This is a genomic window from Gluconacetobacter takamatsuzukensis, assembly GCF_014174275.1.
GTDB lineage: Bacteria > Pseudomonadota > Alphaproteobacteria > Acetobacterales > Acetobacteraceae > Gluconacetobacter > Gluconacetobacter takamatsuzukensis.
On sequence record NZ_JABEQK010000001.1, the window covers coordinates 328,075 to 352,746 of the forward strand.

At 68.6% G+C, this 24,672-nt stretch carries 20 protein-coding genes; 8 read left to right on the forward strand and 12 right to left on the reverse strand.

Going from position 1 to position 24,672, the window contains the following annotated elements:
• Positions 1–5: 5 nt before the first annotated feature.
• The 3 genes from greA to carA form a co-directional block, all read right to left on the reverse strand.
• A complete protein-coding gene (greA, locus tag HLH27_RS01480) occupies positions 6–479 on the reverse strand; it encodes a transcription elongation factor GreA (RefSeq protein ID WP_182947311.1) in 474 nt (157 codons plus the stop codon).
• 132 nt (positions 480–611) lie between these two features.
• Complete coding sequence (carB, locus tag HLH27_RS01485) at positions 612–3,866, reverse strand: carbamoyl-phosphate synthase large subunit (RefSeq protein WP_182947312.1); 3,255 nt, start codon at positions 3,864–3,866, stop codon at positions 612–614.
• 13 nt (positions 3,867–3,879) lie between these two features.
• Positions 3,880–5,304, reverse strand: a complete 1,425-nt coding sequence (gene carA / locus HLH27_RS01490) for a glutamine-hydrolyzing carbamoyl-phosphate synthase small subunit (RefSeq protein WP_182947313.1) — start codon at positions 5,302–5,304, stop codon at positions 3,880–3,882.
• A gap of 159 nt (positions 5,305–5,463) precedes the next feature.
• On the opposite strand from carA, the gene HLH27_RS01495 reads away from it, so the two are divergent.
• From HLH27_RS01495 to HLH27_RS01530, 8 genes are all read left to right on the forward strand, one after another.
• Positions 5,464–5,919, forward strand: a complete 456-nt coding sequence (locus HLH27_RS01495; protein WP_182947314.1) for a GatB/YqeY domain-containing protein — start codon at positions 5,464–5,466, stop codon at positions 5,917–5,919.
• A gap of 3 nt (positions 5,920–5,922) precedes the next feature.
• Positions 5,923–7,752, forward strand: coding sequence for a DNA primase (dnaG, locus tag HLH27_RS01500; RefSeq protein ID WP_182947315.1), 1,830 nt, complete (start codon positions 5,923–5,925; stop codon positions 7,750–7,752).
• Between the two features lie 216 nt (positions 7,753–7,968).
• Entirely contained in the window at positions 7,969–9,906 is a 1,938-nt protein-coding gene (gene rpoD / locus HLH27_RS01505) for an RNA polymerase sigma factor RpoD (RefSeq protein WP_182947316.1), read from the forward strand.
• A gap of 12 nt (positions 9,907–9,918) precedes the next feature.
• On the forward strand, positions 9,919–10,494 hold the full coding sequence (locus HLH27_RS01510) for a GNAT family N-acetyltransferase (protein WP_246375297.1): 576 nt from the start codon (positions 9,919–9,921) through the stop codon (positions 10,492–10,494).
• A 154-nt stretch (positions 10,495–10,648) separates the two neighbouring features.
• Complete coding sequence (gene rpsF / locus HLH27_RS01515) at positions 10,649–11,125, forward strand: 30S ribosomal protein S6 (protein ID WP_182947317.1); 477 nt, start codon at positions 10,649–10,651, stop codon at positions 11,123–11,125.
• 6 nt (positions 11,126–11,131) lie between these two features.
• Entirely contained in the window at positions 11,132–11,407 is a 276-nt protein-coding gene (gene rpsR / locus HLH27_RS01520) for a 30S ribosomal protein S18 (protein ID WP_114726487.1), read from the forward strand.
• A gap of 12 nt (positions 11,408–11,419) precedes the next feature.
• The gene (rplI, locus tag HLH27_RS01525) at positions 11,420–11,986 is read left to right on the forward strand and encodes a 50S ribosomal protein L9 (RefSeq protein WP_182947318.1); all 567 of its coding nucleotides are present in this window, start codon (positions 11,420–11,422) and stop codon (positions 11,984–11,986) included.
• Positions 11,987–12,147: 161 nt separating this feature from the next.
• Positions 12,148–13,407 (forward strand): SAM-dependent methyltransferase, encoded by a 1,260-nt coding sequence (locus tag HLH27_RS01530; protein ID WP_182947502.1) that lies wholly within the window; start codon positions 12,148–12,150, stop codon positions 13,405–13,407.
• 19 nt (positions 13,408–13,426) lie between these two features.
• Here HLH27_RS01530 and rsmA read toward each other — a convergent pair whose 3' ends face one another.
• The 9 genes from rsmA to cysQ all read right to left on the reverse strand — a co-directional run bounded on the left by rsmA (position 13,427) and on the right by cysQ (position 24,525).
• A complete protein-coding gene (gene rsmA, locus HLH27_RS01535; protein WP_182947503.1) occupies positions 13,427–14,263 on the reverse strand; it encodes a 16S rRNA (adenine(1518)-N(6)/adenine(1519)-N(6))-dimethyltransferase RsmA in 837 nt (278 codons plus the stop codon).
• Between the two features lie 20 nt (positions 14,264–14,283).
• Complete coding sequence (locus HLH27_RS01540) at positions 14,284–15,642, reverse strand: peptidylprolyl isomerase (protein ID WP_246375299.1); 1,359 nt, start codon at positions 15,640–15,642, stop codon at positions 14,284–14,286.
• Between the two features lie 28 nt (positions 15,643–15,670).
• On the reverse strand, positions 15,671–18,022 hold the full coding sequence (locus HLH27_RS01545; protein WP_182947320.1) for an LPS-assembly protein LptD: 2,352 nt from the start codon (positions 18,020–18,022) through the stop codon (positions 15,671–15,673).
• Positions 18,019–19,128 (reverse strand): LPS export ABC transporter permease LptG, encoded by a 1,110-nt coding sequence (lptG, locus tag HLH27_RS01550; protein ID WP_182947321.1) that lies wholly within the window; start codon positions 19,126–19,128, stop codon positions 18,019–18,021. Before lptG ends, HLH27_RS01545 begins: the two co-directional genes overlap by 4 nt.
• A complete protein-coding gene (gene lptF, locus HLH27_RS01555; protein ID WP_246375301.1) occupies positions 19,125–20,261 on the reverse strand; it encodes an LPS export ABC transporter permease LptF in 1,137 nt (378 codons plus the stop codon). Before lptF ends, lptG begins: the two co-directional genes overlap by 4 nt.
• A gap of 278 nt (positions 20,262–20,539) precedes the next feature.
• Positions 20,540–21,988 (reverse strand): FAD-binding oxidoreductase, encoded by a 1,449-nt coding sequence (locus tag HLH27_RS01560; RefSeq protein ID WP_182947323.1) that lies wholly within the window; start codon positions 21,986–21,988, stop codon positions 20,540–20,542.
• A 103-nt stretch (positions 21,989–22,091) separates the two neighbouring features.
• Positions 22,092–22,637, reverse strand: coding sequence for a hypothetical protein (locus tag HLH27_RS01565; RefSeq protein ID WP_182947324.1), 546 nt, complete (start codon positions 22,635–22,637; stop codon positions 22,092–22,094).
• A 49-nt stretch (positions 22,638–22,686) separates the two neighbouring features.
• Positions 22,687–23,658 (reverse strand): L-threonylcarbamoyladenylate synthase, encoded by a 972-nt coding sequence (locus HLH27_RS01570; RefSeq protein ID WP_182947325.1) that lies wholly within the window; start codon positions 23,656–23,658, stop codon positions 22,687–22,689.
• 66 nt (positions 23,659–23,724) lie between these two features.
• Positions 23,725–24,525 (reverse strand): 3'(2'),5'-bisphosphate nucleotidase CysQ, encoded by an 801-nt coding sequence (gene cysQ, locus HLH27_RS01575; protein WP_182947326.1) that lies wholly within the window; start codon positions 24,523–24,525, stop codon positions 23,725–23,727.
• Between the last annotated feature and the right edge of the window lie 147 nt (positions 24,526–24,672).

Genomic DNA, 24,672 nt, shown 5'->3' on the forward strand with positions numbered 1-24,672 from the left:
CGGCCTCAGCCGTAGGTGACGGCCAGGATTTCGTAGGTCCGGTCGCCGCCGGGGGCGGGGACCGAGACGGAATCGCCGATCTTCTTGCCGATCAGCGACTTGGCCAGCGGCGAGGAAATGGACAGCAGCCCCTGCTTGATGTCGGCCTCGTGCACGCCGACGATCTGGTAGGTGGCTTCCTTGTCGGTTTCCTCGTCCACCAGGCTGACCTGGGCGCCGAATTTCACCTGGTCGCCGGACAGGGTCGAGGGATCGATGACCTCGGCCGAGGAGACGATTTCTTCCAGTTCCAGAATCCGGCCCTCGATGAAGGACTGGCGTTCGCGGGCGGCGTGGTATTCGGCATTTTCCGACAGGTCGCCATGGCTGCGAGCCTCGGCGATCGCGCGGATCACGGCGGGGCGTTCTTCACTCTTGAGTTTGCGAAGTTCATCTTCCAGCCGTTGCAGGCCCTTGCCTGTCATCGGAAATTTCTGCAAGGCGCGTCCCCAGGGTGAAGGTCGGTCAGGTGGCCGACATGACAAATTGCAACAAGAGCATCCCACAAGACCGACAGCGCCGGAAACGGGGCCGGCTGAGCCTGCCCTGTTCCCGGCGTCGGTGTGGTACGCTCAGAACGATCCGTTAAAGTAGGATTGAAGAGGCGCGACTTCAAGCGGTCCTTCCCGCATCGCCGCGATCGCGTGCGTGGCGGCGCGGGCGCCGGCGATCGTGGTGAAGTGGGGGATGCCCGAAATGAGGGCCGAACGGCGAATGTCGAAACTGTCCGCCACCGACTGCGCGCCCTGGGCGGTGTTGATGATCATCTGCACCTCGCCCGAGCGGATGGCGTCCACGCAGTTCGGCCGCCCTTCCAGCACCTTGTTCACGACCTCGACCGCGATACCGGCCTCGCGCAGGTGCTGCGCGGTGCCGCGGGTGGCGAGGATGGTGAAGCCCATGTCGACCAGGCGGCGGGCCAGCGCCGGCACCGCCGGCTTGTCGCTGCCGCGCACCGACAGGAACACCGCGCCCGACAGCGGCAGCCGCACGCCGGCGGCGAGCTGCGACTTGGCGAACGCGCGCTCGAAGGAGGCGTCGAGGCCCATGACCTCGCCGGTCGAGCGCATCTCGGGGCCCAGGATCGTGTCGACGTTGGGGAAGCGGTTGAAGGGGAAGACGGCTTCCTTCACCGCGACATGGGGGGCGACCGCCCGGTCGTCGAGGCGGAATTCCGCCAGGCGGGCGCCGGCCATGACCCGGGCGCCGATCTTGGCCACCGGCACGCCGGTCGCCTTGGCGACGAAGGGCACGGTGCGCGAGGCGCGGGGATTGACCTCCAGGACGAAGATGTCCTGGTCCTTGATCGCGTACTGGACGTTCATCAGCCCGACGATGCCCAGTTCGCGGGCCATGGCCTCGGTCTGCGCCTTGAGTTCGGTCACGATGGCGGGGGAGAGCGTGTAGGGGGGCAGCGAGCAGGCGCTGTCGCCGGAATGGATGCCCGCTTCCTCGATATGCTCCATGACGCCCGCGACATAGACTTCCTGCCCGTCGGCGATGCAGTCGACATCGGCCTCGATCGCGTCGTTCAGGTAGCGGTCGATCAGCACCGGGCCGGAGGCGATGTCCTGGCCGGCCAGTTGCAGCGCCACGCGCATGTAGCGTTGGAGGCTGGTGCGGTCGTGGACGATTTCCATCGCGCGGCCGCCCAGCACGTAGGACGGGCGGATGACCACCGGATAGCCGATGCGCTCGGCCACGTCCTCGGCTTCGGCCGGGGTGCGGGCGATGCCGTTGGCCGGCTGGCGCAGGCCCAGGCGCTGGAGCATGGTCTGGAACCGCTCGCGGTCCTCGGCGCGGTCGATCGCGTCGGCCGGGGTGCCCAGCAGGGGGATGCCCGCCGCCTCGAGCGCGTGGGACAGTTTCAGCGGGGTCTGGCCGCCATACTGCACGATGCAGCCCAGCACGGTGCCGCTTTCCTGCTCGCGGCGGATCAGGGCGATCACGTCCTCGGCGGTCAGGGGCTCGAAATACAGGCGGTCGGAGGTGTCGTAGTCGGTCGAGACCGTCTCGGGGTTGCAGTTGACCATGATGGTCTCGAACCCGGCCTCGCGCAGCGCATAGGCGGCGTGGACGCAGCAATAGTCGAATTCGATACCCTGGCCGATGCGGTTGGGACCGCCGCCCAGGATCACGACCTTCTGCCGGTCGGTGGGCCGGCTTTCGCATTCCGGGGTGCCGAACCCGCCCTCGTAGGTCGAATACATATACGGCGTGTCGGAAGCGAATTCGCCCGCGCAGGTATCGATGCGCTTGTAGACCGGCGTGACCGCCAGGCGCGTGCGCAGGGAGGCGATCTCGGCCGCCGAGGTGCCCGAGAGGCGGGCGAGCTGGACGTCGGAGAAGCCCATCGCCTTGAGCCGGCGCAGGTCCTGCGCGTCGCGCGGCAGGCCGTCGCGGATCACGGCGTGTTCCGCCGCCACGATCTTGGCCAGTTCGCGCAGGAACCAGGGCTCGAACTTGCAGGCGGTGTGGATGTCCTCGACGCTCAGGCCGGCGCGCAGGGCCTGGGCGGCCATGAGGATCCGTTCCGGTCGGGGCTGCGACAGGGCGGCGCGGAAGGCGTCGGTGCCGCCGTCGCCCGGGGCTTCCACCGGGTCCAGCCCGGCCAGGCCGGTTTCCATCGAGCGCAGGCCTTTTTGCAGGGCCTCGGGGAACGAGCGGCCGATGGCCATGGCCTCGCCCACCGACTTCATGCTGGTGGAGAGCAGGGCCGGGGTGCCGGGGAATTTCTCGAAGGTGAAGCGCGGGATCTTGACCACGACATAGTCGATCGTCGGCTCGAACGATGCCGGGGTGGAGCCGGTGATGTCGTTGGCCAGTTCGTCGAGCGTGTAGCCGACCGCGAGCTTGGCCGCGATCTTGGCGATGGGGAAGCCGGTGGCCTTGGAGGCCAGGGCGGAAGAGCGCGAGACGCGGGGGTTCATCTCGATGACGACCATGCGCCCGTCGGCGGGATTGATGCCGAACTGGACGTTGGAGCCGCCGGTTTCGACGCCGATGGCGCGCAGGCAGGCCAGCGATGCGTCGCGCATGCGCTGGTATTCCTTGTCCGTCAGGGTCAGGGCCGGGGCGACGGTGATGGAATCGCCGGTATGCACGCCCATCGGGTCGATATTCTCGATCGAGCAGACGATGATGCAATTGTCCGCGCGGTCGCGGACGACTTCCATCTCGAACTCCTTCCACCCCAGCACCGATTCCTCGATCAGGACTTCGGTGGTGGGCGAGGCGTCGAGGCCGGAGGCGACGATCTGGTCGAATTCCTCGCGGTTATAGGCGATGCCGCCGCCCGAGCCGCCCATGGTGAAGGAGGGGCGAATGACCGAGGGCAGGCCGACCTGTTCCAGCGCCGCGCGGGCTTCGTCGAGCGTGTGCGCGATCATGCTGCGCGGGCTTTCGATGCCGATCGCATCCATCGCCTCGCGGAATTTCTGCCGGTCCTCGGCGCGGTCGATCACCTCGGCGTCCGCGCCGATCAGTTCCACGCCGTGCGTCTTGAGGAAGCCCGACTTGTCCAGCGCCATCGCGGTGTTGAGCGCCGTCTGGCCGCCCATGGTGGGCAGGACCGCGTCGGGCTTTTCCTTCAGGATGATGCGTTCGACGAATTCGGGGGTGATCGGCTCGATATAGGTCGCATCGGCCAGGCCCGGATCGGTCATGATCGTGGCCGGGTTGGAGTTGACCAGGATGACCCGATAGCCTTCCTCGCGCAGGGCCTTGCAGGCCTGGGCGCCGGAATAGTCGAATTCACAGGCCTGGCCGATGACGATCGGGCCGGCGCCGATGATCAGGATCGAGCGTATGTCTGTCCGTTTGGGCATGGGGGCGCGACTTTCAGGCGGGCTGATTGGTACGGTCGATCAGGGCGACGAAACGGTCGAACAGGTAATGGCTGTCCGACGGGCCGGGGCTGGCCTCGGGGTGGTACTGGACCGAGAAGGCCGGGTAGCGCGTGGAGGCGATGCCCTCGTTCGAGCCGTCGAACAGGCTGCTGTGGGTGACGCGCACATCGTCGGGCAGGCTGGATTCGTCCACCGCGAAGCCGTGATTCTGGCTGGTGATCTCGACCTTGCCGGTGCCGAGGTCCTTGACCGGCTGGTTGGCGCCGCGATGGCCGCGCGCCAGCTTGTAGGTGCGCGCGCCCAGTGCCTGGGCCAGCAGCTGGTGACCCAGGCAGATGCCGAAGACCGGCTTGCCGGCCGCCAGCACGCCCTGGATCGCCGGCACCGCGTATTCGGCGGTGGCCGACGGGTCGCCGGGGCCGTTCGACAGGAACACGCCGGCCGGGTCGAGGGCCAGGATCTCTTCCGCCGTGGCAGTGGCGGGGACGACGGTGACGTCGCAGCCGGCATTGGCCAGGCAGCGCAGGATGTTGCGCTTGGCGCCGTAATCGACGGCGACGACGCGGCGGTGCTTCGCGGGCAGGGGCAGGGTGCCGTCGGGCCACGCCCACACGCCCTGGTCCCAGCCATAGGGTTCGGCGCAGGTGACGTCGCGCGCCAGGTCCATGCCTTCCAGCCCCGGCCATGCGGCGGCCTGCGCGCGCAGGGCGTCGAGGTCGAAGGCGCCGTCGGCGGGATAGGAGAGGATGGCTGTCTGTGCGCCGCCGTTGCGGATGCGCAGCGTGATCGCGCGGGTATCGACGCCGCAGATGCCCGGGACGCCGCGCGCCTGCAACCAGCTGTCCAGGCCCTGGGTGGCGCGCCAGTTGGCGGGCTCGGTCAGGTCCTGCTTGACGACCAGGCCGCGGGCCGCGACGCGCGCGGCTTCGTCATCCGCCGCGTTGGTGCCGACATTGCCGATATGGGGGAAGGTGAAGGTGATAATCTGCCCGGCGAAGGACGGGTCGGTCAGCGTTTCCTGATAGCCGGTCATGCCGGTGGAGAAGCAGAGCTCGCCGATGGCGGTGCCGGCGGCTTGCGTGTGCGCGCCGAAGCCGCGCCCCCACAGGATTGTGCCGTCGGCCAGCACCAGGGCGGCCGTGGCGCCCGGGGGAATGGCGGCGGGGGGGGCGGCAGGAACCTGGCGCTCGGGCATCGGGGTCTCCGGTCCATCATACGCTTTGTCGGGGGACGCGCTGTCGGGTTGCAGGTCGGAAAGGCTGAGGCCGGTATGGCGCAGGATCACCGTCCAGTGCTTGGGCGGAATCGCGCCGGCCTGACGCCATTTGCGGATGGCCTCGGTCCCGACGCCGGTCAGGCGGGCGGCATTGTCGGCCCCGCCCAGACGTTCGATGATATGGTCGATCGATGACGGCATGGAGAATTCTTCCTTCCGGGGTTATCTCCTACCAGCCTCCCGCGAGGCTGGGAAGAAAATTCCCACCCTGATTGTCTTTTGTCGGGTGGGAAAAAACTTCCGGATATTGACCGGAGGGGTCCTGCCCGGTGGGGCCCTTCACATCAGGAGTACAGCATCATGAGCCTGCGCGCGCGTTTCATGGAAGACCTCAAGGCCGCGATGAAGGCCGGGCAGAGCGGGCAGGTCGCGACCCTGCGCATGGTCAATGCGAAGCTGAAGGACGCCGATATCGTGGCCCGCGCGCGGGGCGCGGAGGTGTCGGAAGACGAGATCGTGTCGATGCTGCGCGGGATGATCAAGTCGCGGACCGAGTCGGCCGCGATGTACCAGCAGGGCGGCCGCCCCGAGCTGGCCGAGAAGGAAGAGGCGGAGATTGCGATCATCCGCGCCTATCTGCCCGCCGAGCTGGATGCGGCGACGCTGGAGGCGGCGGCGCGCGAGGCGATCGGCGCGCTGGGTGCGGCCTCGATGAAGGATATGGGCAAGGTGATGGGGGCGCTGAAGGCGCGCTTCGGCGCGGCGCTGGATGCCGGCCAGGCCAGCGCCGTGGTCAAGTCGCTGCTGTCCGCCTGACGCGTGGCGCTCGACCCCGCCTTTCTGGAGGAGCTTCGGGCCCGCACGCCGATCGCCGCCGTGATCGGGCGGCGGACCCGGCTGATCCGCTCGGGCCGGAACTGGAAGGCGTGCTGCCCCTTCCACGGCGAAAAGACGCCGTCCTTCTATGTGTATGACGACCATTACCATTGTTTCGGGTGTGGCGCGCATGGCGACGTGATCACGTTCGTGATGCAGAGCGAGGGGCGGGGCTTTCCCGAGGTCGTGGCCGAGCTGGCGGCGGAGGCGGGGCTGGAAGTGCCCCGCGCCAGCCCCCGGCAGCGCGAGACCGAGCAGCGCGTCCGCGACCTGGCCGAGGTGCTGGAGCTGGTCCAAGCCGCCTGGGTGCGCCGGCTGCATGCGCCGGAGGGGCGGGGCGGGCTGGCCTATCTGCGCGGGCGCGGCCTGTCCGACGAGACGATCGCGGGTTTCGGACTGGGCTGGTCGGGCGACGGGCGGGGGGCGCTGCTGGAGGAATTGCGCCCGAACGGGGTGACGCCCGAACTGCTGGCCCGGGCCGGGCTGATGCGTGTGGACGAGGAGGGACGGCCCAAGGGGGAATTGTTCTTCAATCGCGTCACCTTTCCGATCCGCGACCGGAAGGGGATGCTGGTGTCGTTCGGCGGACGCATCCTGGGGGATGGTCAGCCGAAATACCTGAACGGGCCGGAGACCGAGCTGTTTTCGAAGCGGCGGGTGCTGTTTGGCATGGATCGGGCCCGCAGCGCCCTGCGCATGGCGCGGCCGCGGGGGGCGCCGCCGGTCGAACTGCTGGTCGTCGAGGGGTATATGGACGTGATCGCCCTGCATCAGGCCGGGTTTCCGGGCGCGGTTGCCCCCCTGGGCACCGCCCTGACGCCCGAGCAGATGGAGGCGCTATGGGGCATGGCGCCGGCGCCGATCCTGTGTTTCGACGGCGATGGGGCTGGGCAGCGCGCGGCGGTGAAGGCCGCCGAGACCGCGCTGCCGCTGCTGTCGATGGATCGCACGGTCCGGTTCTGCACCCTGCCCGAGGGCGAGGACCCCGACAGCCTGCTGCGCGCGCGCGGTGCGGGGGCGGTTGCCGCCCTGGTGGAGGGCGCGCGGCCGTTGAGCGCGGTGCTGTTCGAGCTGCTGACGCAGGGGGTGCGCGATCCGGGGCCCGAGCAGCGGGCGGCGTTGCGGCGGCGGCTGACGGATGCGGCGGCGATGATCGCCGACAAGGGGCTGGCGTCGGAATACCGGTCGACGCTGGTGGACCGGTTTTTCGAGACCTATCGGCGGCGCCCCGGCGGGCCGCGCCGGGAGGGGGCGGCCCGGTCCACGGTGGCTCCGGTGGCCGTGGCGCCGTTCGATGCGCTGGCCGCGACGGAGGAGCGCATGCGGATCCTGACCGCGATCCTGCTGCGGCATCCGGGCCTGCTGTCGGAGGTGGAGGATGCGTATTGCCGGCTGGACCTGCCGCCGGCGCTGGGGCGGGTGCGGGCGGCGCTGATGGAGGCGGCCGCGGACCATGCGGCGATGGATGCCGGGGCGCTGGCCGCCTGGCTGGAGGATGTCGGGCTGGGGGAGGAACGCGCCGCCGTGCTGGCGGCCCGGCCGCTGCCGATGGCGCTGAGCGCGCCGGACGACCTGATGGCGGTCGATGTGGCGCAGGAATGGTGGCATTTCTACGCGTTGATGAATGTGCGCCAGTTCGGCGAGGACCTGCGGGCGGATACCGAGCGGATGTGCAGCGGGACGCTGGATGAGCGGGCATGGGGGAGCCTGCGCCCCCGGCTGCTGGCCTGGGAGGCGCTGCGGCGGGGTGAAATATCGCTCGACGAGGGGTGAACTCGTGCGGCCCGGAGCATGCCGGGCCTTGACTTTGGCGGGTGAATCGACCACCTGCACACCACTTGTAATTTGTCAGATGCGATAGAATGGCCGTTTCGTATCCGGAGTTTGTATCCCACTTGCAATGGTGGGACCGGATATGAGGCAGGGCCGGCGATGCCGTGGCGCGGCGAAAGCGTGACGGCGGGTTAGCGCTTAGGGATAGGGCAGGCGATGGCTACAAAGACAGCCGCGGGTTCGGAAGCGACTGCTGGCGACCAGGATAACGACACCACTCTGCTGGATACGCAATCCGGAGCTGTCAAGAGGCTGATCGCCCGCGGGAAGGAGCGGGGGTACATCACCTTCGACGAACTGAACACCGTCCTGCCGCAGGACCAGATGTCCTCGGAGCAGATCGAGGACGTGATGGCGGTGCTGTCGGAGATGGGGATCCAGGTCGTCGAGAACGAGGATAACGACGACACCGAGGCGAACCGCGAGGAAAAGACCGAGGAAGCCGAGACCGAGGAAGAATCGGGCAGCGGCAACGTCGATACCGAGAGCCTGGGCCGGACCGACGACCCGGTGCGGATGTACCTGCGCGAGATGGGCTCGGTCGAGCTGCTGTCGCGCGAGGGCGAGATCGCCATCGCCAAGCGGATCGAGGCCGGCCGCGACGAGATGATCGGCGGGCTGTGCGAGAGCCCGCTGACCTTCAGCGCCATCATTTCGTGGCACGAGCGGCTGAAGGCCGGCGAGATGCTGCTGCGCGACATCGTCGACCTGGAGGCCATGCAGGCCGGCGGCGCCGAAGAAGAAGGGGGCGAGCCGCCGCAGGAAGACGGGTCCTTCGAGGCGCCGGCCGAGAATGAGGAAGGCGAGGAAGGCGACAGCGCCGGCCTGTCGCTCTCGGCGCTGGAAGAGAAGCTGAAGCCCGAGATCCTGGCGCAGTTCGAGGAGATCGAGGAGCTTTATTCGCGGCTGCAGAAATTGCAGTCCAAGCGGCTGGAGACCCTGACCTCGGGCGCCGAGATGTCGGACAAGTCCGAGAAATCGTACGAGAAGCTGCGCGAGGAGCTGGTCGGCAAGGTGCAGCAGGTGCATCTGCACAACACCCGGATCGAGTATCTGGTGCAGCATATGAAGGAGATCTTCCAGCGGCTGAACGGGCTGGAAGGGCGGATGCTGCGCCTGGCCGAGAGCACCAAGGTCTCGCGCGAGGACTTCCTGATCAAGTATCGCGGCAGCGAGCTGGACCCGGGCTGGATGGACATGGCGTCCGCCCTGCCGGGCAAGAGCTGGAAGAATTTCGTCGCCAAGCATGCCGATACGGTGCAGGAGCTGCGCGGCCAGGTGGCGACGCTGTCGCAGGAGACCGGGCTGCCGGTGGGCGAGTTCCGCCGCGTCTATGCGACCATTTCGCGCGGCGAGCGGGATTCGGCCCGCGCCAAGAAGGAGATGATCGAGGCGAACCTGCGCCTGGTGATCTCGATCGCCAAGAAATATACCAATCGCGGCCTGCAGTTCCTGGACCTGATCCAGGAGGGCAATATCGGCCTGATGAAGGCTGTGGACAAGTTCGAGTACCGTCGCGGCTACAAATTCTCGACCTATGCCACCTGGTGGATCCGGCAGGCGATCACGCGGTCGATCGCCGACCAGGCGCGGACCATTCGTATCCCGGTCCACATGATCGAGACGATCAACAAGCTGGTCCGGACCTCGCGCCAGATGCTGCACGAGATCGGGCGCGAGCCGGCGCCCGAGGAACTGGCCGAGAAGCTGGGCATGCCGCTGGAGAAGGTGCGCAAGGTCCTGAAGATCGCCAAGGAGCCGATCTCGCTGGAGACGCCGATCGGCGACGAGGAAGACAGCCATCTGGGCGACTTCATCGAGGACAAGACGGCGGTGATTCCGCTGGATGCCGCGATCCAGACCAACCTGCGCGAGGCCACGACGCGGGTGCTGTCGTCGCTGACGCCGCGCGAGGAGCGCGTGCTGCGCATGCGCTTCGGCATCGGGATGAACACCGACCACACGCTGGAAGAGGTCGGCCAGCAGTTCAACGTGACCCGCGAGCGTATCCGCCAGATCGAGGCCAAGGCGCTGCGCAAGCTCAAGCACCCGAGCCGCAGCCGCAAGCTGCGGTCGTTCCTCGACGACAACTGAGGATTCGGGTCAATGGGTGCGATGCCGGGGGCCGGCCCGACGACCCGGATCGTCGTCGACGTGACATTCCTGTGCATGGACGCGCCGCCCGCCGGCGTGGCGTCGACGCTGCCCGGTGGCTACCGGATCGTGCATCATCCGGCGCCGGATGCCGCGTTCTACCGGCTTCTGTATGACGGGGTGGGACAGGATTATTGCTGGTGGATGCGCCGGGTCATGCCCGAGCGGGAACTGGCCGCCCTGCTGCGCGATCCGCGCGTCGAGGTGCATGTGCTGTGGCGGGGCGAGGAGATCTGCGGGTTCTTCGAGCTGGACCGGCAGGTGCCCGGCGAGGTCAACCTGGCCTATTTCGGCCTGATGCCGGGGCAGATCGGGCACGGGATCGGCCGGACGTTCCTGCGTGCCGCGCTGGACGCCGCCTGGGCGTCGGGGCCGGAGAGCGTGCGGGTCAATACCTGTTCGGCGGATCATCCGCGGGCGCTGGAGACCTATCTGCAGGCGGGATTCCGCAAGGTGCGGGTCGTGCGGGAGGTCTGGGACATTCCCGACCGGCTGGGGATGGGTGTGCCGGCTTGGCTGCGCGTGTAGTTTTTGCTTGTGATGGGGTGGGGTTCTGTGCTTCACACCCCTCCTTCCCTGCTTGGGCGCGGCATCGCCCCGGCTATACCCATGCCCCCCGGGAGGGGCGCCGTGCGGACCGTGTCCGATGCGGCCGGGTTGACCTTATCCGAAGGGAGTTCCCATGCCGTTATACGAGACCGTGTTCATCGCACGGAATGATGTGTCGCAGCAGCAGGTCGAGGCCGTCGCCGACGGAATCGCCACCCTGCTGGAGACTGACGGCGGCGCCGTCAGGAAGCGCGAATATTGGGGCCTGCGCAGCCTGGCCTATCGCATCAAGAAGAACCGCAAGGGGCATTACATGCTCCTGGGCCTGGATGCGAAGCCGGAGACGATCAAGGAGATCGAGCGCCAGCTGAGCCTGAACGAGGACGTCATGCGCGTCCTGACCCTGCGCGTCGAAGAGATCGACGAGGCGCCGTCCGTGATCCTGTCCCGCAAGGGCGACGAGCGCGAGCGCGGTTTCCGTGGTCCGAAGCCGGCCGGCCGGTTCGAGAGCGGCCGCGGCGGTCCCCGTCGCGCCTATGACGACCGCGAGGAATTCCGTGCCCGCAACGAACGGGACGAGCCGCGCGACACCGACGGCGAAGCGGAGTAAGAATCCATGTCCGACACCACCGAAATCAACCCCGCCGCCCGTCGCACGGCCGTGGGCGCCCGTCGGCCGTTCTATCGCCGCCGCAAGTCCTGCCCGTTCTCCGGCCCCAACGCGCCGAAGATCGACTACAAGGACGTGCGCCTGCTCAGCCGCTTCCTGTCCGAGCGCGGCAAGATCGTGCCGAGCCGCATCACCGCCGTTTCGGCGAAGAAGCAGCGCGAGCTGGCCCAGGCGATCAAGCGGGCCCGCTTCCTGGCCCTGCTGCCCTACATCGTCGGTTGAGGGAGGCAGATCATGTCCGCAGTAGAACTGATTCTGCTCCAGCGCGTCGAGAATCTGGGGCAGATGGGCGATATCGTGAAGGTGAAGCCGGGCTATGCCCGTAACTTCCTTCTGCCCCAGGGCAAGGCGATCCGCGCCAACGGCATGAACCGCGAGCGCTTCGAGCGCGAGCGCGTGCAGCTGGAAGCGCTGAACCTGAAGCGTCGCGAGGAGGCCGAGCGCCTGTCCGAGCGCATGCATGGCCTGTCCGTCATCCTGATCCGTCAGGCCGGCGACAGCGGCAGCCTGTACGGTTCGGTCACCACCCGCGACGTGGCGGACGCCACGACGGCGGCCGGCCTGACGATCTCGCGCACCCAGGTTGTCCTGGAGCACCCGATCAAGCAGCTGGGCCTGTACACCGTGCGCGTTGCCCTGCACCCGGAAGTCTCGATCCCCGTCACGGTCAACGTGGCGCGTTCGGAGGAAGAAGCCGAGCGCCAGGCACGCGGCGAAGCGATCGGCGTCGAGGACGAGCCTGCCGGCTTCGTCGAGGAATCGCTGATCGAAGAGACGGAAGAGGCTCCGGCCGAAGCCTGATCCGACCCGCGGCGCAGACGCGCCAGAGCTGCGAAAGGCCCGGAAGAGTTCGCTCTTCCGGGCCTTTTGTCGTTGAAAAACCATCGAAACCCCTTTCGCCCGTTCTTTACGGATGGCGCCGCAGACTCCATTCTGTCCGCCTGATCAGGGGGAGCTGAATGATGACGCCGGTGATCGACAGGATCTTTCGCAGCTTCATCACGCAGGGGCGGCTGGATGTCGTGTTTTCGAACGGGGTGCGGCGGACCTATGTCGGTGCGCCGGGGCCGGTGGCGGCGATGCGGATCCTGGCGCCGTCGGTGGAGCGGCGGCTGATCGCCAATCCGGGGCTGGCCTTCGGCGAGGCCTATATGGACGGGCTGGTCGAGCCCGTGGGCTGCACGCTGTACGACCTGCTGGACCTGCTGATGACCAACAGCATGGGGGCCGGACATATCGGCGAGGCGGTGGCGGCGGTTATCCGCTACGGCAAGCGGACCTGGACCCAGTTCAACCCCGCATCGCGGTCGCGGCGGAATGTCGCGCATCATTACGACCTGAACGGTGCGCTGTACGACCTGTTCCTGGACAGCGACCGGCAATATTCCTGTGCCTATTTTCCGCGCGGGGACGAGACTCTGGAAGAGGCGCAGGTGGCCAAGAAGCGGCATATCGCCGCCAAGCTGCGCCTGGATCGCCCGGACCTGGAGGTACTGGATATCGGCAGCGGCTGGGGGGGCATGGCGCTGACGCTGGCGCGCGAGTACGGCGCGCGGGTCACGGGCATTACCCTGTCGGAAGAGCAGCTTGCCGTTTCGCGCCGCCGGGCGGTGGAGGAGGGGCTGGCGGACAGGGTGCGCTTCGAGCTGGTGGATTATCGGGACGTGACGCGCCGCTTCGACCGGATCGTGTCGGTCGGGATGTTCGAGCATGTCGGGGTGGGGCATTACCGGCAGTTCTTCGACAAGGTGCGTACGATCCTGGCGCCGGACGGGGTGATGCTGCTGCATTCCATCGGTCGCAATGACGGGCCGGGTTCGACCAATCCGTGGATCGACCGCTATATCTTCCCCGGCGGCTATTCTCCGGCGCTGAGCGAGACCTTCGCCGCGATCGAGAAGGCGGGGCTGTGGGTGACGGATTGCGAGATCCTGCGCCTGCATTATGCGCAGACCATCGCCCATTGGCGCGCGCGCTTCGCGGCCAATCGCGACCGGGTGGCGGCGCTGTACGACGAGCGGTTCTGCCGGATGTTCGAATTCTATCTGGCCGGGGCGGAACTGTCGTTCCGCGTCCAGGGCCATCTGAATTTCCAGTTGCAGATCACCCGCTCGATCGATGCCGTGCCGCTGACGCGCGATTACATGGTCGAGGCCGAGCGGGCCGCGACGCCCGCGCCGGCCCCCAAGAGGCGCGCCCGCAAGGCAAAGATATCGGAGTAGGGGTGGGAGCCCGGGCCCGTCAGGCGGTCCGGGCGGCGTGGCAGCGGGCCAGCCGGTCGAATTCGGGGATCGACAGCGTTTCCGCCCGGCGGTCGCCGGCGATTCCGGCTTCGGCCAGCAGGATTTCGCCGCCGATGCCGCGCAGCGACCCGCGCAGCATCTTGCGCCGCTGGCCGAAGGCGGCCGCCGTGACCTGTTCCATGGCCCGGAACAGGGCGGGCTCGGGCTGGGTCGGGTGCGGGATCAGGCTCACGACCGCCGAATGGACCTTGGGCGGGGGGGAGAAGGCGCCGGGCGGGATGCGCATGACCAGGGCGGCCTGGCAGGTCCATTGGGCGAGCACGGCCAGCCGGCCGTAATGGCTGGTGTCCGGCGCGGCGCAGATCCGCTCCGCCACTTCCATCTGGAACATCAGGGTCAGCCGTTCCCACGATGCGGCCTGGCGCAGCCAGCCGACCAGCAGCGGCGTGCCGACATTATAGGGCAGGTTGGCGACGATCTGGCGCGGCGGGGGGCAGAGTTCCGTCAGGTCGTGCCGGGTCGCGTCGGCTTCCACCAGCCGCAGCCGGCCGGGGAAATGGGCGACCAGTTCCTCGATGACCGCGACGGCCCGGCGGTCGATTTCCACCGCCGTCACGCTCGCAGCCGTGGTGGCCAGCAGGGAGCGGGTCAGGCCGCCGGGGCCCGGACCGACCTCGACCACATGCCGGCCGGCGAGGTCGCCGGCCAGGGCGGCGATGCGTGCGGTGATGCCGGGATCGAGCAGGAAATGCTGACCCAGCGCCTTGCGGGCGTCCAGCCCGTGGCGGGCGATGACGTCGCGCAGGGGCTCCTGGACCGGATCGGAGACGGGCATGGCCGGGGTGTCGGCGCCGGTCACACTTTCGACCGGATGTCGATGACCGCGCGGCGGCGCAGGTCGCGGTTCAGCTGCCGCGAGGTCTGCTCCACCCGTTCGTTCATGAGCTGGTCGGCGATTTCGCTGGGGGTCTGCTGGGCGAAGTTCTTCTGCTGGCGCGCGCAGACCATCAGCACGGCGATGCCCTCGCCGGAGACCAGGGGATGGCTGGCCTTGCCGGGGGGCAGGTCGGCCAGGATCTGCTGCATCTGCGGGTTGATGCGCTCCAGTTGCAGGTCGCCCGGGTTGGCGGGGCGCTTGTCGCCGTAACGGTGGTTCGCGGCCTCGAGATCCGGGCAGGAATGCACGCTGGCGGCAAGCTGCTGGGCCTGCTGGAGCATGTCGCGCTGCTGCTCGGACGGGGCCTGCGGGTTGAGCGGGGTGGTGAAGGGCAGGAAGGCCTGCCGCAGCGTCAGCATCGTGCCCATCTGGTGCCCGATGGTGCGGCGGCCGTTGAGCGTGGCGATGACATAGCCGCCGGCGACGCGGATCGGGTTGGAAATGGCGCCGTCCGGCATGGCGCGGGCGACGGCGACCACTTGCGGATCGAGGCTGTCTTCCTGCACCCAGCCCATCATGCCGCCTTCCAGGGCCGTCTGGCTCTGCGAGAACTGGGCGGCGACGATGGGGAAGGGGGCGCCGTTGCGCAGTTCCTGGATGATCGTCTGGGTGAATTTGAGCTCATCGTCGGAATGACGGGCGTCGTCGACCGGGATGAAGATCTCGCTCATCAGATATTGCGGCTTGCCGTCCTCGCGGCGCAGCGCTTCCTCGCGCTGGGCGATCTCGGCGGCGGTGGTGCGGCCGCGCGAGCCCATTTCCTCGCGCAGTACCTGGGTCCAGCCGAGCTGCACCCGGATCTGGTCGATCATGGTGGTCAGGGAAATGCCGTCCGCCGCCAGATGGTCGCGCAGGGCGTTGTGGGGCATGTTGTTGCGGCGCTCGATATCCGCGATCGTGGCGGCGATCTGTTCGGGCGGCACGTTGATGTGGCGCGAGAGCATCTCCTGCTGGCGCAGGCGTTCGTCGATCAGCTGGCGGAGGATCTGCGGGCGCAGGCGGGCCATCAGGTCGTCGGTCAGGTCCAGGCCCGCGGACAGGGCGAACAGCCGGCCGCGATTGTCGACGTCGCGCCGTGTCAGCACCGTGCCGTTGATGACGGCAACGATGGAATCCTGGGGGATCGAGCCGTCGGAATCCTCGGCGGCGGCCGGTTTGGGTGCCGGGGCGGCGTCGGCCGGGAGGACCGTGCCGGCCGTCCAGGCCGCCAGCCCGGCGGCGGCGATACGGGCCAGGAGGTGCGAGGGAAGTCCGGTCGGGGAAAGGCGGCGTCGCATTCTGTTCGGTCTCTCGCGCGTCGTCGGGTCAGCCATGGATACCAAAGGCCCCGATGGTCTTGAAGGTCAGGGTGAACATGACGGTCGAATTGCGCTGTTCGCCGCCGATCGAGGTATATTGCTTTATATACATGACGTTGAAGGCAAAACAGTCATTCTGGTACCCCGCATTGCCGCCCATGCTGACGAATTCCTGGCGGGACAGGCTGCGTCGGACGAAGCCCGAGAGACTGTAGCCGTTCCAGTTCGTCGTCGCACCGAGCGTCAGTTCGTTGGTGCGGACATAATAGGCGGAGGTCGGGCTGCCTGTCTGGAGGTTGGTGGCGTAGTAATAATAGGGCGTCACCGGCTCGTAGACATAGCCCCCGGTGACGCGGAAATGCTCGACGCCGGTGGAAAACAGCGCGTCGCCGAAATCGATGCGGCCCGCATAGGGATCGACGCGGGCCCGGCCGGTGAAATCGACATAGCGGTTGGGGGCGATGCGGGCCCGGGCGACCACGTCGGACAAATGATGGTTCAGCCCCGAATAGGGGATGCGGTTATGGTCGATATGTTCCTGGACGCTTTCGCCCACCAGCGTGTCGATTTCATGTCCGTCCCAGGTCCAGTTGGCATGGACGCCGAAATTGCCGCGCAGGCCGCCGTCGAGCCTGTCGGTGCCCGGATAGCGGTTGAGCGCGAACAGGGTCGAGTCGGTGAATTCGTAGGACAGGCTGTCTTCGTTGGGCATGTTGCGGGTGACGCTGTTGCCCGTGTTGGGGGCCGCGATGACCTGGGCGATCGGCTCCAGGATCTGGGTGCCGCCGCCATGTTCGAAGCTGCGCAGGAACGGCCAGTTCATCTTGAGCGCCACCGTCGGCAGCACCTGGCCGGTGACGACGGCGCGGTGGCTGCTGGTAAGGGCGTAGAGCGGCTGCTGGTTGAGGCTGGTGGCGCGGTGGAGCGTCGATTCCAGGTGCAGCGTCAGCTTCCACAACTGGCCCAGCCGGTTGTGGAAGGGGCGGTCCCAGTTGGCGGAGAGCTGCGCGCGCTGGTCGGACACGCCGTCATTGCGATAGACGTAGAAATCGTTGGTATCGAGCGACAGGCGGCCGCCCCAGGCATCGGGCTGGCCGAAATAGCTGAACGTGTAGCGCGGCAGTACCCAGGGCAGGTCGTTGTTGCGGATGACGCCCTGGTTCAGGCCCTGATAGGCCTGCGCGTCCACGCGCGAATAGGAGCCGGTGCCGAACCCTTCGAGGAAGACGTTCGACGTCAGCATTTCCTGCCCGTAGCCGGTGACGCGATAGTCGCGCATGTAGTTGGCGGAGGTGGCGAGGTTGATGTTCATCCCCGCCCGCCATTCGCGCGTGATCGAGGCCTGCCCCTGGGCGAAGATGTAGCCTTGGACCCCGTGCTCGCTGCCCGAGCTGGTGGTGTTGCCGAACGTGTTGACGTACGAGCCCTGGTGATTGGTATCGTACGCCAGCCCGCCGAGGATGTTGAGCGTGCCCCAGTTGAAGATGTTGCGGTACTGGGTGCTGATCTGCGGCCCGGTGCGGGTGGAGAACAGTCCCTGGACGGTCAGGTCGGACTGGCCGTCGATCACCCAGTAATAGGGGATCGTGGCATAGGCGCCCAGATAGCGGTCGTGGGGCGTGATGCCCGGGGTCAGGAAGCCGCTCTGCCGGCGGACCGAGGGGTCCGACATCGAGAAGACCGGCAGGTACATGATCGGAATCCCGAACATGTCGAGATAGGCGTCGCGGAATTCGATGCGCTTGTGTTCGGTATCGTCGATCGCGTCGTAGGCCCGGAGCTGCCAGAAGGGCGGGCGAGCGGGGTTCTTGGCGCAGATCTCGCAGGCGGTGTAGACCGCGCGGGTCATGTCGTTGATGTGCGCGCCCGTCCGGCGCATGCCGTTGGCGGCGAGCTTGGCATTGTCGGCCATCAGCGCGTGCAGGCGCGTCATGATGCCGTCGCGCATGCCGTTGCTGAGTTCGGCATAGTCGCTGAACAGCACGGTGCCGTCGGCCTCGACGATCGCGACGTTGCCGCGGGCCGCCGCGATGCCGGTATTGCGGTCGTAGGTGACCGTATCGGCCCGCAGCACGTGGTCGTTCTGCCAGATCTGGACATTGCCCGACCAGGTGACGATGCCCTGGGCGTTGTCGTACGACACCTTGTCGGCCTGGAACGTCACCGGGTCCTTCTGCGAGGCCGGCGAGCCCGTGTCGACATGCAGCGGACGGACCTGGGCATGGGCGCGATGGATCTGGACGGCGGCGCCCAGCAGGGTGCCCCCCAGCATGCTGGCAGCCAGCAGCGTGCCGCGTGCCTGCGCGGATTTGCCCCGGACGGGGCGGAACAGGCAACGAGGCAGGAGGAATGGCATCATCCGTCTTCTAGATGAAGCAATAGAGAAACTGCAAGGCAGAGACCCGCTCCGGTCGGGGCCCAGGCGGCCAGAATCGGGGGCATGGCGCCGGATTCGCCGAATTGTGCCGCGACCTTGGACACCGTGAACAGCGCGAAGCCCGCCGCCACGCCGCCGCCGAGCATGCGCGCCACCCCGCCGCGCCGGCTCGGGCGCATGGAGAACCCCGCCGCGACCAGCGCCATGGTGCCCGCCAGGATGGGCAGGGTCAGCAGCGACTGGAAATGCAGCCGGTGCCGGATGGACGAAAAGCCCGAGCGTTCGAGAAGCGCGATGAAGCCGGGGAGGGCCCAGACCGACAATGTGTCGGGCGACGCGAAGCTTTCCTGCACGCGCGAGAGCGTCAGGTCGGTCGGCAGGGTGAAGCGTCCCACCTGGATGGGCAGGCGGTCCGGGCGGATGGTGTGGGTGTCGTCGAGCACCCATTCGCCCTGGCCCAGATGGCCGCTGGAGGCTTCGACGCGGACGATCATGCGGTCGGCCTCGTCCAGCCGGAACAGGCTGACGCCGCTGATCTGCAGCACGCCGTCCTGCAGGTGCACGCTGCGGGCATGCAGGATCGCCACCCCGTGGGGGGCCAGCGCGTTGTCGGCCTGGCGGATCCACAGCGCGCCGTCGGCGAGGTTCAGCGGGCCGCCGCTGCGCAGGTAGACATGATCCAGCGTCTCGGCCCGGCGGTACATGAGCGAGGACAGGGGGGAGAGCACCCCCGTGGCCAGGGCGCCGATCAGCAGGGCGCAGGCCAGCGGGCCGGTGAGGAACTGCCAGGCCGAAATGCCGGCGGCGCGCGCCACGATCAGCTCCGACGAGCGGGTCAGGCGCCAGAAGCAGACGATACCGCCCAGAAGCACGCCGAAGGGCAGGATCTCGATCATGAAATAGGGGATGTGGAGGAGCGCGATCTCGCTGACCAGCCGTGTGGGGACGTTGGGGCGCGTCGCGACCCGCCGCAGGAGGTCGATGAAGTCGAACAGCGAGACCAGGCCGGTCAGCGACAGGATCATCGCCAGGACCGCCAGCGTGAACTGCCGCGCGATGTAGAAGGAGAGCGTGACCGATACGGTCATGGCCGGGGTGCCGGCTGGCCGGAGGCGAGGAGCGACCCGGCCACGGCCTGGTGCCGCTGGCGCCATTCGGGCAGGAAGAGGGCCACCGCGCAGACGGCGCCGGGCAGGATCGCCTCGATCCACATCAGGGGCATCAGGCCCGGGTTGCGGCCGGCCAGGTTCTGCACCATCAGGCTGAGGGCAAGCAGACACACCACCGTCATGATCGCGGTGAAGGGGCGCAGGATGTTGCCGTGCCGCGAGAACGTGCCGCCCAGAACGCTGACCAGCCCGATCATCGCGAAGGAGAAGGCCGTGAACGGCGAGGTCAGGCGCCGCCAGGCCTCGACCGCGAACTTGCCGCGGTCGCGGGCGGAGACCTCGTGCGGGTCGGGGTGCAGCAATTCGTGCAGCGAGAGTTCGCTGGCGTCGCGATAGCGGATCTGCTCGCCCCTTGGTGTGGTGAGGTCGATGGTGTTGCGGGCGAAGGCCAGGACGTTCAGCCGGCCGGTGCGGCGGTCGATCTCCTGCCGGGAGCCGTCGAACAGGACCACCCGGGGCTGGTCGTTGACGATCAGCATCGTGCCGCGCTCGGCCAGGATGGTCGAGGGATTGTCGGGCTGGCGGCCGTCCTCGACCATGATGCCGTGCAGGGTGCCGTCGTGATCGCGGGAGCGGACATAGACGGTCATGGTGCTGGACAGGGGGGTGAAGACGCCGTCTTGCAGCATGAAGGCCGCGATGCGGTTGCGGATCTGGAATTCGTACTGTTTGAACGCGTGGAAGGCCTGCGGGACGATCCACACATTGAGCAGCAGGCACAGCACCACCGAGGCGCCGGCGCAGAGCAGGCCGGGCCGTGCGACGTGAAGCGGCGAGAGGCCGGCCGCGCGCATGACCGTCAGTTCGCGATCGGTGGCCAGGCGCTGGTAGACGAACTGCACCACCACGAAGGTCGTAATGGGCAGGATGATGGCGACGAAGGAGGGCACCAGCAGGCTGGTCAGCCCGATGAAGACCCGCAGGGACAGGCCGCGTTCGACCACCAGGGAGACGAAGCGCAGGGACTGGGTGAGCCAGATCAGGGCCGCCAGGCCGCCCGTGGTTGCCGCCAGCGCCACGAGAAGCTGCCGCAGCACGTAGCGGTCGAGCATCGGCAGGTGCGCCCTTGACGGGCGTCGTGTTGCGGATCGGGCGAACGACATATGCCTGTGTAGCTCCCCGGAGGATATGGTGAAAAGCCCTGCGTCCCAGGGGTGGTGCGACCCTTACGGCCGGCCGCCCAGCCGGTTCCGGGCCGTCCCGGCGCGGTGGCCGGTTGAAGCAGGGTCCGCCCCTGTCATGTCATCCGAATGGGCGAAGATGCTTGTGGAAAATTAAGGAACCGGAAATGCGCCGGCGCGCCGCCGGGGACGGGCATCCGGGCGGGAGACTAGCCTGCCGGGGGGAAGAGCGCGCCGGGATTCATCAGCCCGTGCGGGTCGATCGCGTCCTTGATCCGGCGCATGGTGGCCAGTTCGGCGCCCCCGCGCCAGCCCGGCATCATGTAGGGTTTCAGGCGGCCTATCCCGTGCTCGGCCGAGAAGGAGCCGTCCAGATCGCGCACGATGGCGGCGACCGTGTCCATGATCCGGTGATCCTGCGCCAGGAAGGCGGCCGGGTCCATGCCTTCGGGCTGGACCAGGTTGAAATGGATGTTGCCGTCGCCGATATGGCCGAACGGCGCGGGGCGGATGCCCGGGATCAGCGCCGTGCAGGCGGCGCTGGCGCGCGCGATCAGCTCCGGCACGCGCGAGACGGGGACCGAGACGTCGTTCTTGACGCTGGCGCCCGCGCGGCGCTGGGCCTCGGCATGTTCCTCGCGCAGTTTCCACAGGGCCAGGCGCTGGCCCTCGCTTTCCGCGATCACGGCGTCGCTGACCGTGCCGGACTCGAACATGGCGGCCAGGACGTCTTCCAGCACCGTGCGCAGGTCGGCGTCGCGGCGCGGGGTGGCCAGTTCGACCAGCACATAGGCCGGGGCGGGCTCGGCCAGGGGCAGGCTGGTGCCGGGCACCAGCCGCGTGACCAGGTCCATGCCGGCGCCCGACATATATTCGAAGGCCTGGATCAGGGCCGGGTCCTGCGCGCGGAAGGCGGAGAACAGGGCCAGCGCCGCGCCGGCGTCGGCCACCGCGCACAAGGCGGCCTCGACCGCGCGCGGCTGGGGCTGCAATTGCAGGATGGCGGAGGTGATGAAGCCCAGCGTGCCCTCGGACCCCACGAAGAGCTGGCGCAGCGCGTAGCCCGTATTGTCCTTGCGCAGGCGGCGCAGCCCGTTGAAGACGCTGCCGTCGGGCAGTACGACCTCCAGCCCCAGCACCAGTTCCCGCGCGTTGCCGTAGCGCACGGTGTTGTTGCCGCCGGCGTTGGTGGCCAGCACGCCGCCGATCTGGGCCGAGCCTTCCGACGAGATCGAGAGCGGCAGCATCAGCCCGGCCGCGCGTGCCGCGTCCTGTGCCGCCTTCAGCGTGACCCCGGCCTCGATGTCCATCGTGTGGTCCAGCGGGTCGATCTGCCGAACGCGGTTCATCCGGGACAGGCAGACCACGATGTCGCGTCCGCTCTCGTCCGGCGTGGCACCGCCGACCATGCTGGTATTGCCGCCCTGGGGGACCATCGCGACCCCGGCGCCGGCGCACAGCGCGACGGCCCGGGCCAGTTCGGCGGTGGTGGCCGGGCGCAGGACGGCTGCCGCGCGGCCGTGATAGAGCGAGCGCCAGTCGGTGCAGTAGGGGGCTGTGTCCGTGGTCTCGGTCAGGATGCCCGACGGCCCCAGCAGGTCCGCCAGACGAGCCAGCAGATCGGCGGTCGGCGGGGCGGAGGAGGGGGTGGCGGTCATGACGGGGTTCCCGTGGGGGTGGATGCGCGGCGCGGGCGAGGGTGCCGCCTGTCTTGGGACAGAATGGCGGGCATGGCAATGTCTCGCCTCTGCCCGCCGTCGATCAGTTCAGGGCGGTTGTCCTGAACGGGGCGGCCGGCACGTCCATCGCGCGCACCATGCCCATGCCGATCGCGCCCACCAGGGCGCCGACGGCGACGGCCAGGGCGACGACCGAGCGGCGGCGCGGGGTGGGGCGCGCGCGCATCACGGACAGGGCGGCCTGGGTCTCGGCCCTGGCCTGCTGGGTCAGGTAGAGCTGGGACCGCAGTTCCTCATTGCGGGCCCGGGCGCTGCGCAGGTCGAGGTCGAGCCGGTTGACGCTTTCGGTCAACTGCACGATCCGGGTGCGCGCGGCCTGCATTTCCTCGGTCGCGGCGGTGCCGGATGCGGCGCGCGAGGCGCGCGGGCGGGGCGGCGGACGCGGCGGCGGGTTGGGCGCGAGGGCGGTGAACAGGTTTTTCAGCGCCCCGCCGGTCATGCCGTTGCGGCGGGCGCGGCTGCGGATGGCGTCCAGCGCATTGGCGGACTGGCCCGGATGGTCCTCGAGGACCAGGGCCAGGATATCCGCCAGGATCTTCAGTTCCTTGGGATCGAGTTTGTCGCTCATGGCGGCGGATCACGATGGTTGGGGCAGGCGGTTGTGGACGGGTGCGGCATCATGCGGGTCGGGGCGAGGCGGCGCGGCGCAGGCGGTCGCGGATGGCCAGGCCCAGGCCGGCGCGCGGGATCGGCATGGCGGCGATGCGGGTCAGGCCGCGTCGCGCGCCCTCGCTGTCGAGAAAGCGCAGGCCCGCGAACAGGCGAGCCGCGGCTTCGTCCACCGTGCCGGAGGGGCTGAGATTCCACACCAGCCCGGCCCCCGGCAGTTCCGGCCCGAAGGCCAGCAGGGCCTCGTCGGCGCCGACTTCCTGCGCATCCAGCCGGACCGGGAGGGAGGGGGCGTAGTGCGATTCCATCCGGCCCGGGGAGACCGGCAGCGTGTCGGCGTAATCGTCGGGGTGGGAGATCGGGCCGCAGATCTCGGCCAGGGCCTCGATCGTGACGCCGCCGGGGCGCAGCAGCATCGGCGCGGTGCCCGTGAGGTCGAGGACCGTGCTTTCCACCCCGACCTGGCAGGGGCCGGAATCCAGCACCGCGTCGATGCGGCCGGTCAGGCCGCGCAGGACGTGATAGGCGTCGGACGGGCTGACCTTGCCGGACAGGTTGGCCGAGGGGGCGGCGACCGGGCGGCCGGTGGCGCGCAGCAGGGCGGCCGTGACCGCCCCGCGCGGCACGCGGACGGCCACCGACGGCAGGCCGGCGGCGGCGAGGTCGGAGATCGTGCCGCCCGGCTGGCGCGGCAGGACCAGCGTCAGCGGGCCGGGCCAGAACCGGTCGGCCAGGCGCCGGGCCAGATCGTTGGGCACGGCCTCGGCGAACGCGGCCTCGGCATCGGGGAAATGGCTGATCAGCGGGTTGAAGCGCGGACGCTCCTTGGCGGCGAAGATGTGGGCCACGGCGGTATCGTTGGTCGCGTCGGCGCCAAGCCCGTAGACGGTCTCGGTCCCGAATGCCACCAGGCCGCCCGCCCGCAGCAGGTCGGCCGCGCGGGCGATGCCCGCGTCGCTTGCTTCCAGACGTTCCGTCATCTCCCCTCTACCCGTTCCTCTCTACCCGTCCGTTTCGTCGCCATTGCCGGCATGGATCATAACGCGTCACGCGCCCGATTGCTCCCGCTTTCCGGCGCAGACGAAGTGCGGGTTGCGCCAGTCGGGCTTGCCGTAGCGCAGCATTGCGCCGTCCATCGTGGTGACGGTGCCGCCGGCGGCCTCGACGATGACCTGCGGGGCGGCGGTGTCCCATTCCATCGTCGTGCCCAGGCGCGGGTACAGGTCGGCCGCGCCCTCGGCCACGCGGATGAATTTGGCGGCGGAGCCGATATTGCCCAGGTGGGCGATCCGCCGGCCGCCCAGGAACGATGCCAGGCGCGGGTCGTCGGCATAATGGCGCGAGGCCAGCACCGTCAGCCCCTCGGGCGGGACCGTGCGGGCGTGGATGGGGTGGGTGCCGGTTGCGTCCGTGCGGTAGGCGCCGGTGGCGACATGGCCCGCGTAGAGCTGGTGGTAGGCCGGCAGGGCGACCGCGCCCAGGACGGCGCGGCCGTCGCGGACCAGGCCGATATTGACGGTGAAATCGTCCCGCCCCGCCGCGAATTCGCGCGTGCCGTCCAGCGGGTCGACCAGCCAGAACATGTTGCCGGCCTCGATGCGCACGCCGGCGGCGGCTTCTTCCTCGGCGATCACGGGGATGGTGGGGGCGAGGGCGCGCAGGCCGGCCAGGATATGGGCCTCGGCGGCGTGATCGGCCTCGGTCACCGGGGACGAATCGGACTTGGTCACGGTTTCGAACCCGCGCGCACGGATCTGGCGGATCAGTTCGGCGGCCTCGGCGGCCAGCCGGGTCGCGAGGTCCAGCAGCGTGTCGTCACCGGGAAGAAGCAGGGAGGAACGGTTCATGGGTTCATGGGATTAGCTTACTCGCGGCCGCGCGTCATGCGCCTTTTCTCGTGTTCCCGCCCTTTCGGGCGCCATGCGCCGGAGGGGGCTTTGGACAGACGCGCCCGCATGGGGCATGCTGCGGCACCTGTTCCAGGGTCCGGGGCG

What these genes read in the sequence shown, in the direction of transcription:
- carB (WP_182947312.1), bottom strand. Translation starts at nt 3,866, where the DNA reads ATGCCCAAACGGACAGACATACGCTCGATCCTGATCATCGGCGCCGGC.
- carA (WP_182947313.1), bottom strand. Translation starts at nt 5,304, where the DNA reads ATGCCGTCATCGATCGACCATATCATCGAACGTCTGGGCGGGGCCGAC.
- HLH27_RS01495 (WP_182947314.1), top strand. Translation starts at nt 5,464, where the DNA reads ATGAGCCTGCGCGCGCGTTTCATGGAAGACCTCAAGGCCGCGATGAAG.
- rpoD (WP_182947316.1), top strand. Translation starts at nt 7,969, where the DNA reads ATGGCTACAAAGACAGCCGCGGGTTCGGAAGCGACTGCTGGCGACCAG.
- HLH27_RS01510 (WP_246375297.1), top strand. Translation starts at nt 9,919, where the DNA reads ATGGGTGCGATGCCGGGGGCCGGCCCGACGACCCGGATCGTCGTCGAC.
- rpsF (WP_182947317.1), top strand. Translation starts at nt 10,649, where the DNA reads ATGCCGTTATACGAGACCGTGTTCATCGCACGGAATGATGTGTCGCAG.
- rpsR (WP_114726487.1), top strand. Translation starts at nt 11,132, where the DNA reads ATGTCCGACACCACCGAAATCAACCCCGCCGCCCGTCGCACGGCCGTG.
- rplI (WP_182947318.1), top strand. Translation starts at nt 11,420, where the DNA reads ATGTCCGCAGTAGAACTGATTCTGCTCCAGCGCGTCGAGAATCTGGGG.
- HLH27_RS01530 (WP_182947502.1), top strand. Translation starts at nt 12,148, where the DNA reads ATGACGCCGGTGATCGACAGGATCTTTCGCAGCTTCATCACGCAGGGG.
- rsmA (WP_182947503.1), bottom strand. Translation starts at nt 14,263, where the DNA reads ATGCCCGTCTCCGATCCGGTCCAGGAGCCCCTGCGCGACGTCATCGCC.
- HLH27_RS01540 (WP_246375299.1), bottom strand. Translation starts at nt 15,642, where the DNA reads ATGCGACGCCGCCTTTCCCCGACCGGACTTCCCTCGCACCTCCTGGCC.
- HLH27_RS01545 (WP_182947320.1), bottom strand. Translation starts at nt 18,022, where the DNA reads ATGATGCCATTCCTCCTGCCTCGTTGCCTGTTCCGCCCCGTCCGGGGC.
- lptG (WP_182947321.1), bottom strand. Translation starts at nt 19,128, where the DNA reads ATGACCGTATCGGTCACGCTCTCCTTCTACATCGCGCGGCAGTTCACG.
- lptF (WP_246375301.1), bottom strand. Translation starts at nt 20,261, where the DNA reads ATGCTCGACCGCTACGTGCTGCGGCAGCTTCTCGTGGCGCTGGCGGCA.
- HLH27_RS01560 (WP_182947323.1), bottom strand. Translation starts at nt 21,988, where the DNA reads ATGACCGCCACCCCCTCCTCCGCCCCGCCGACCGCCGATCTGCTGGCT.
- HLH27_RS01565 (WP_182947324.1), bottom strand. Translation starts at nt 22,637, where the DNA reads ATGAGCGACAAACTCGATCCCAAGGAACTGAAGATCCTGGCGGATATC.
- HLH27_RS01570 (WP_182947325.1), bottom strand. Translation starts at nt 23,658, where the DNA reads ATGACGGAACGTCTGGAAGCAAGCGACGCGGGCATCGCCCGCGCGGCC.
- cysQ (WP_182947326.1), bottom strand. Translation starts at nt 24,525, where the DNA reads ATGAACCGTTCCTCCCTGCTTCTTCCCGGTGACGACACGCTGCTGGAC.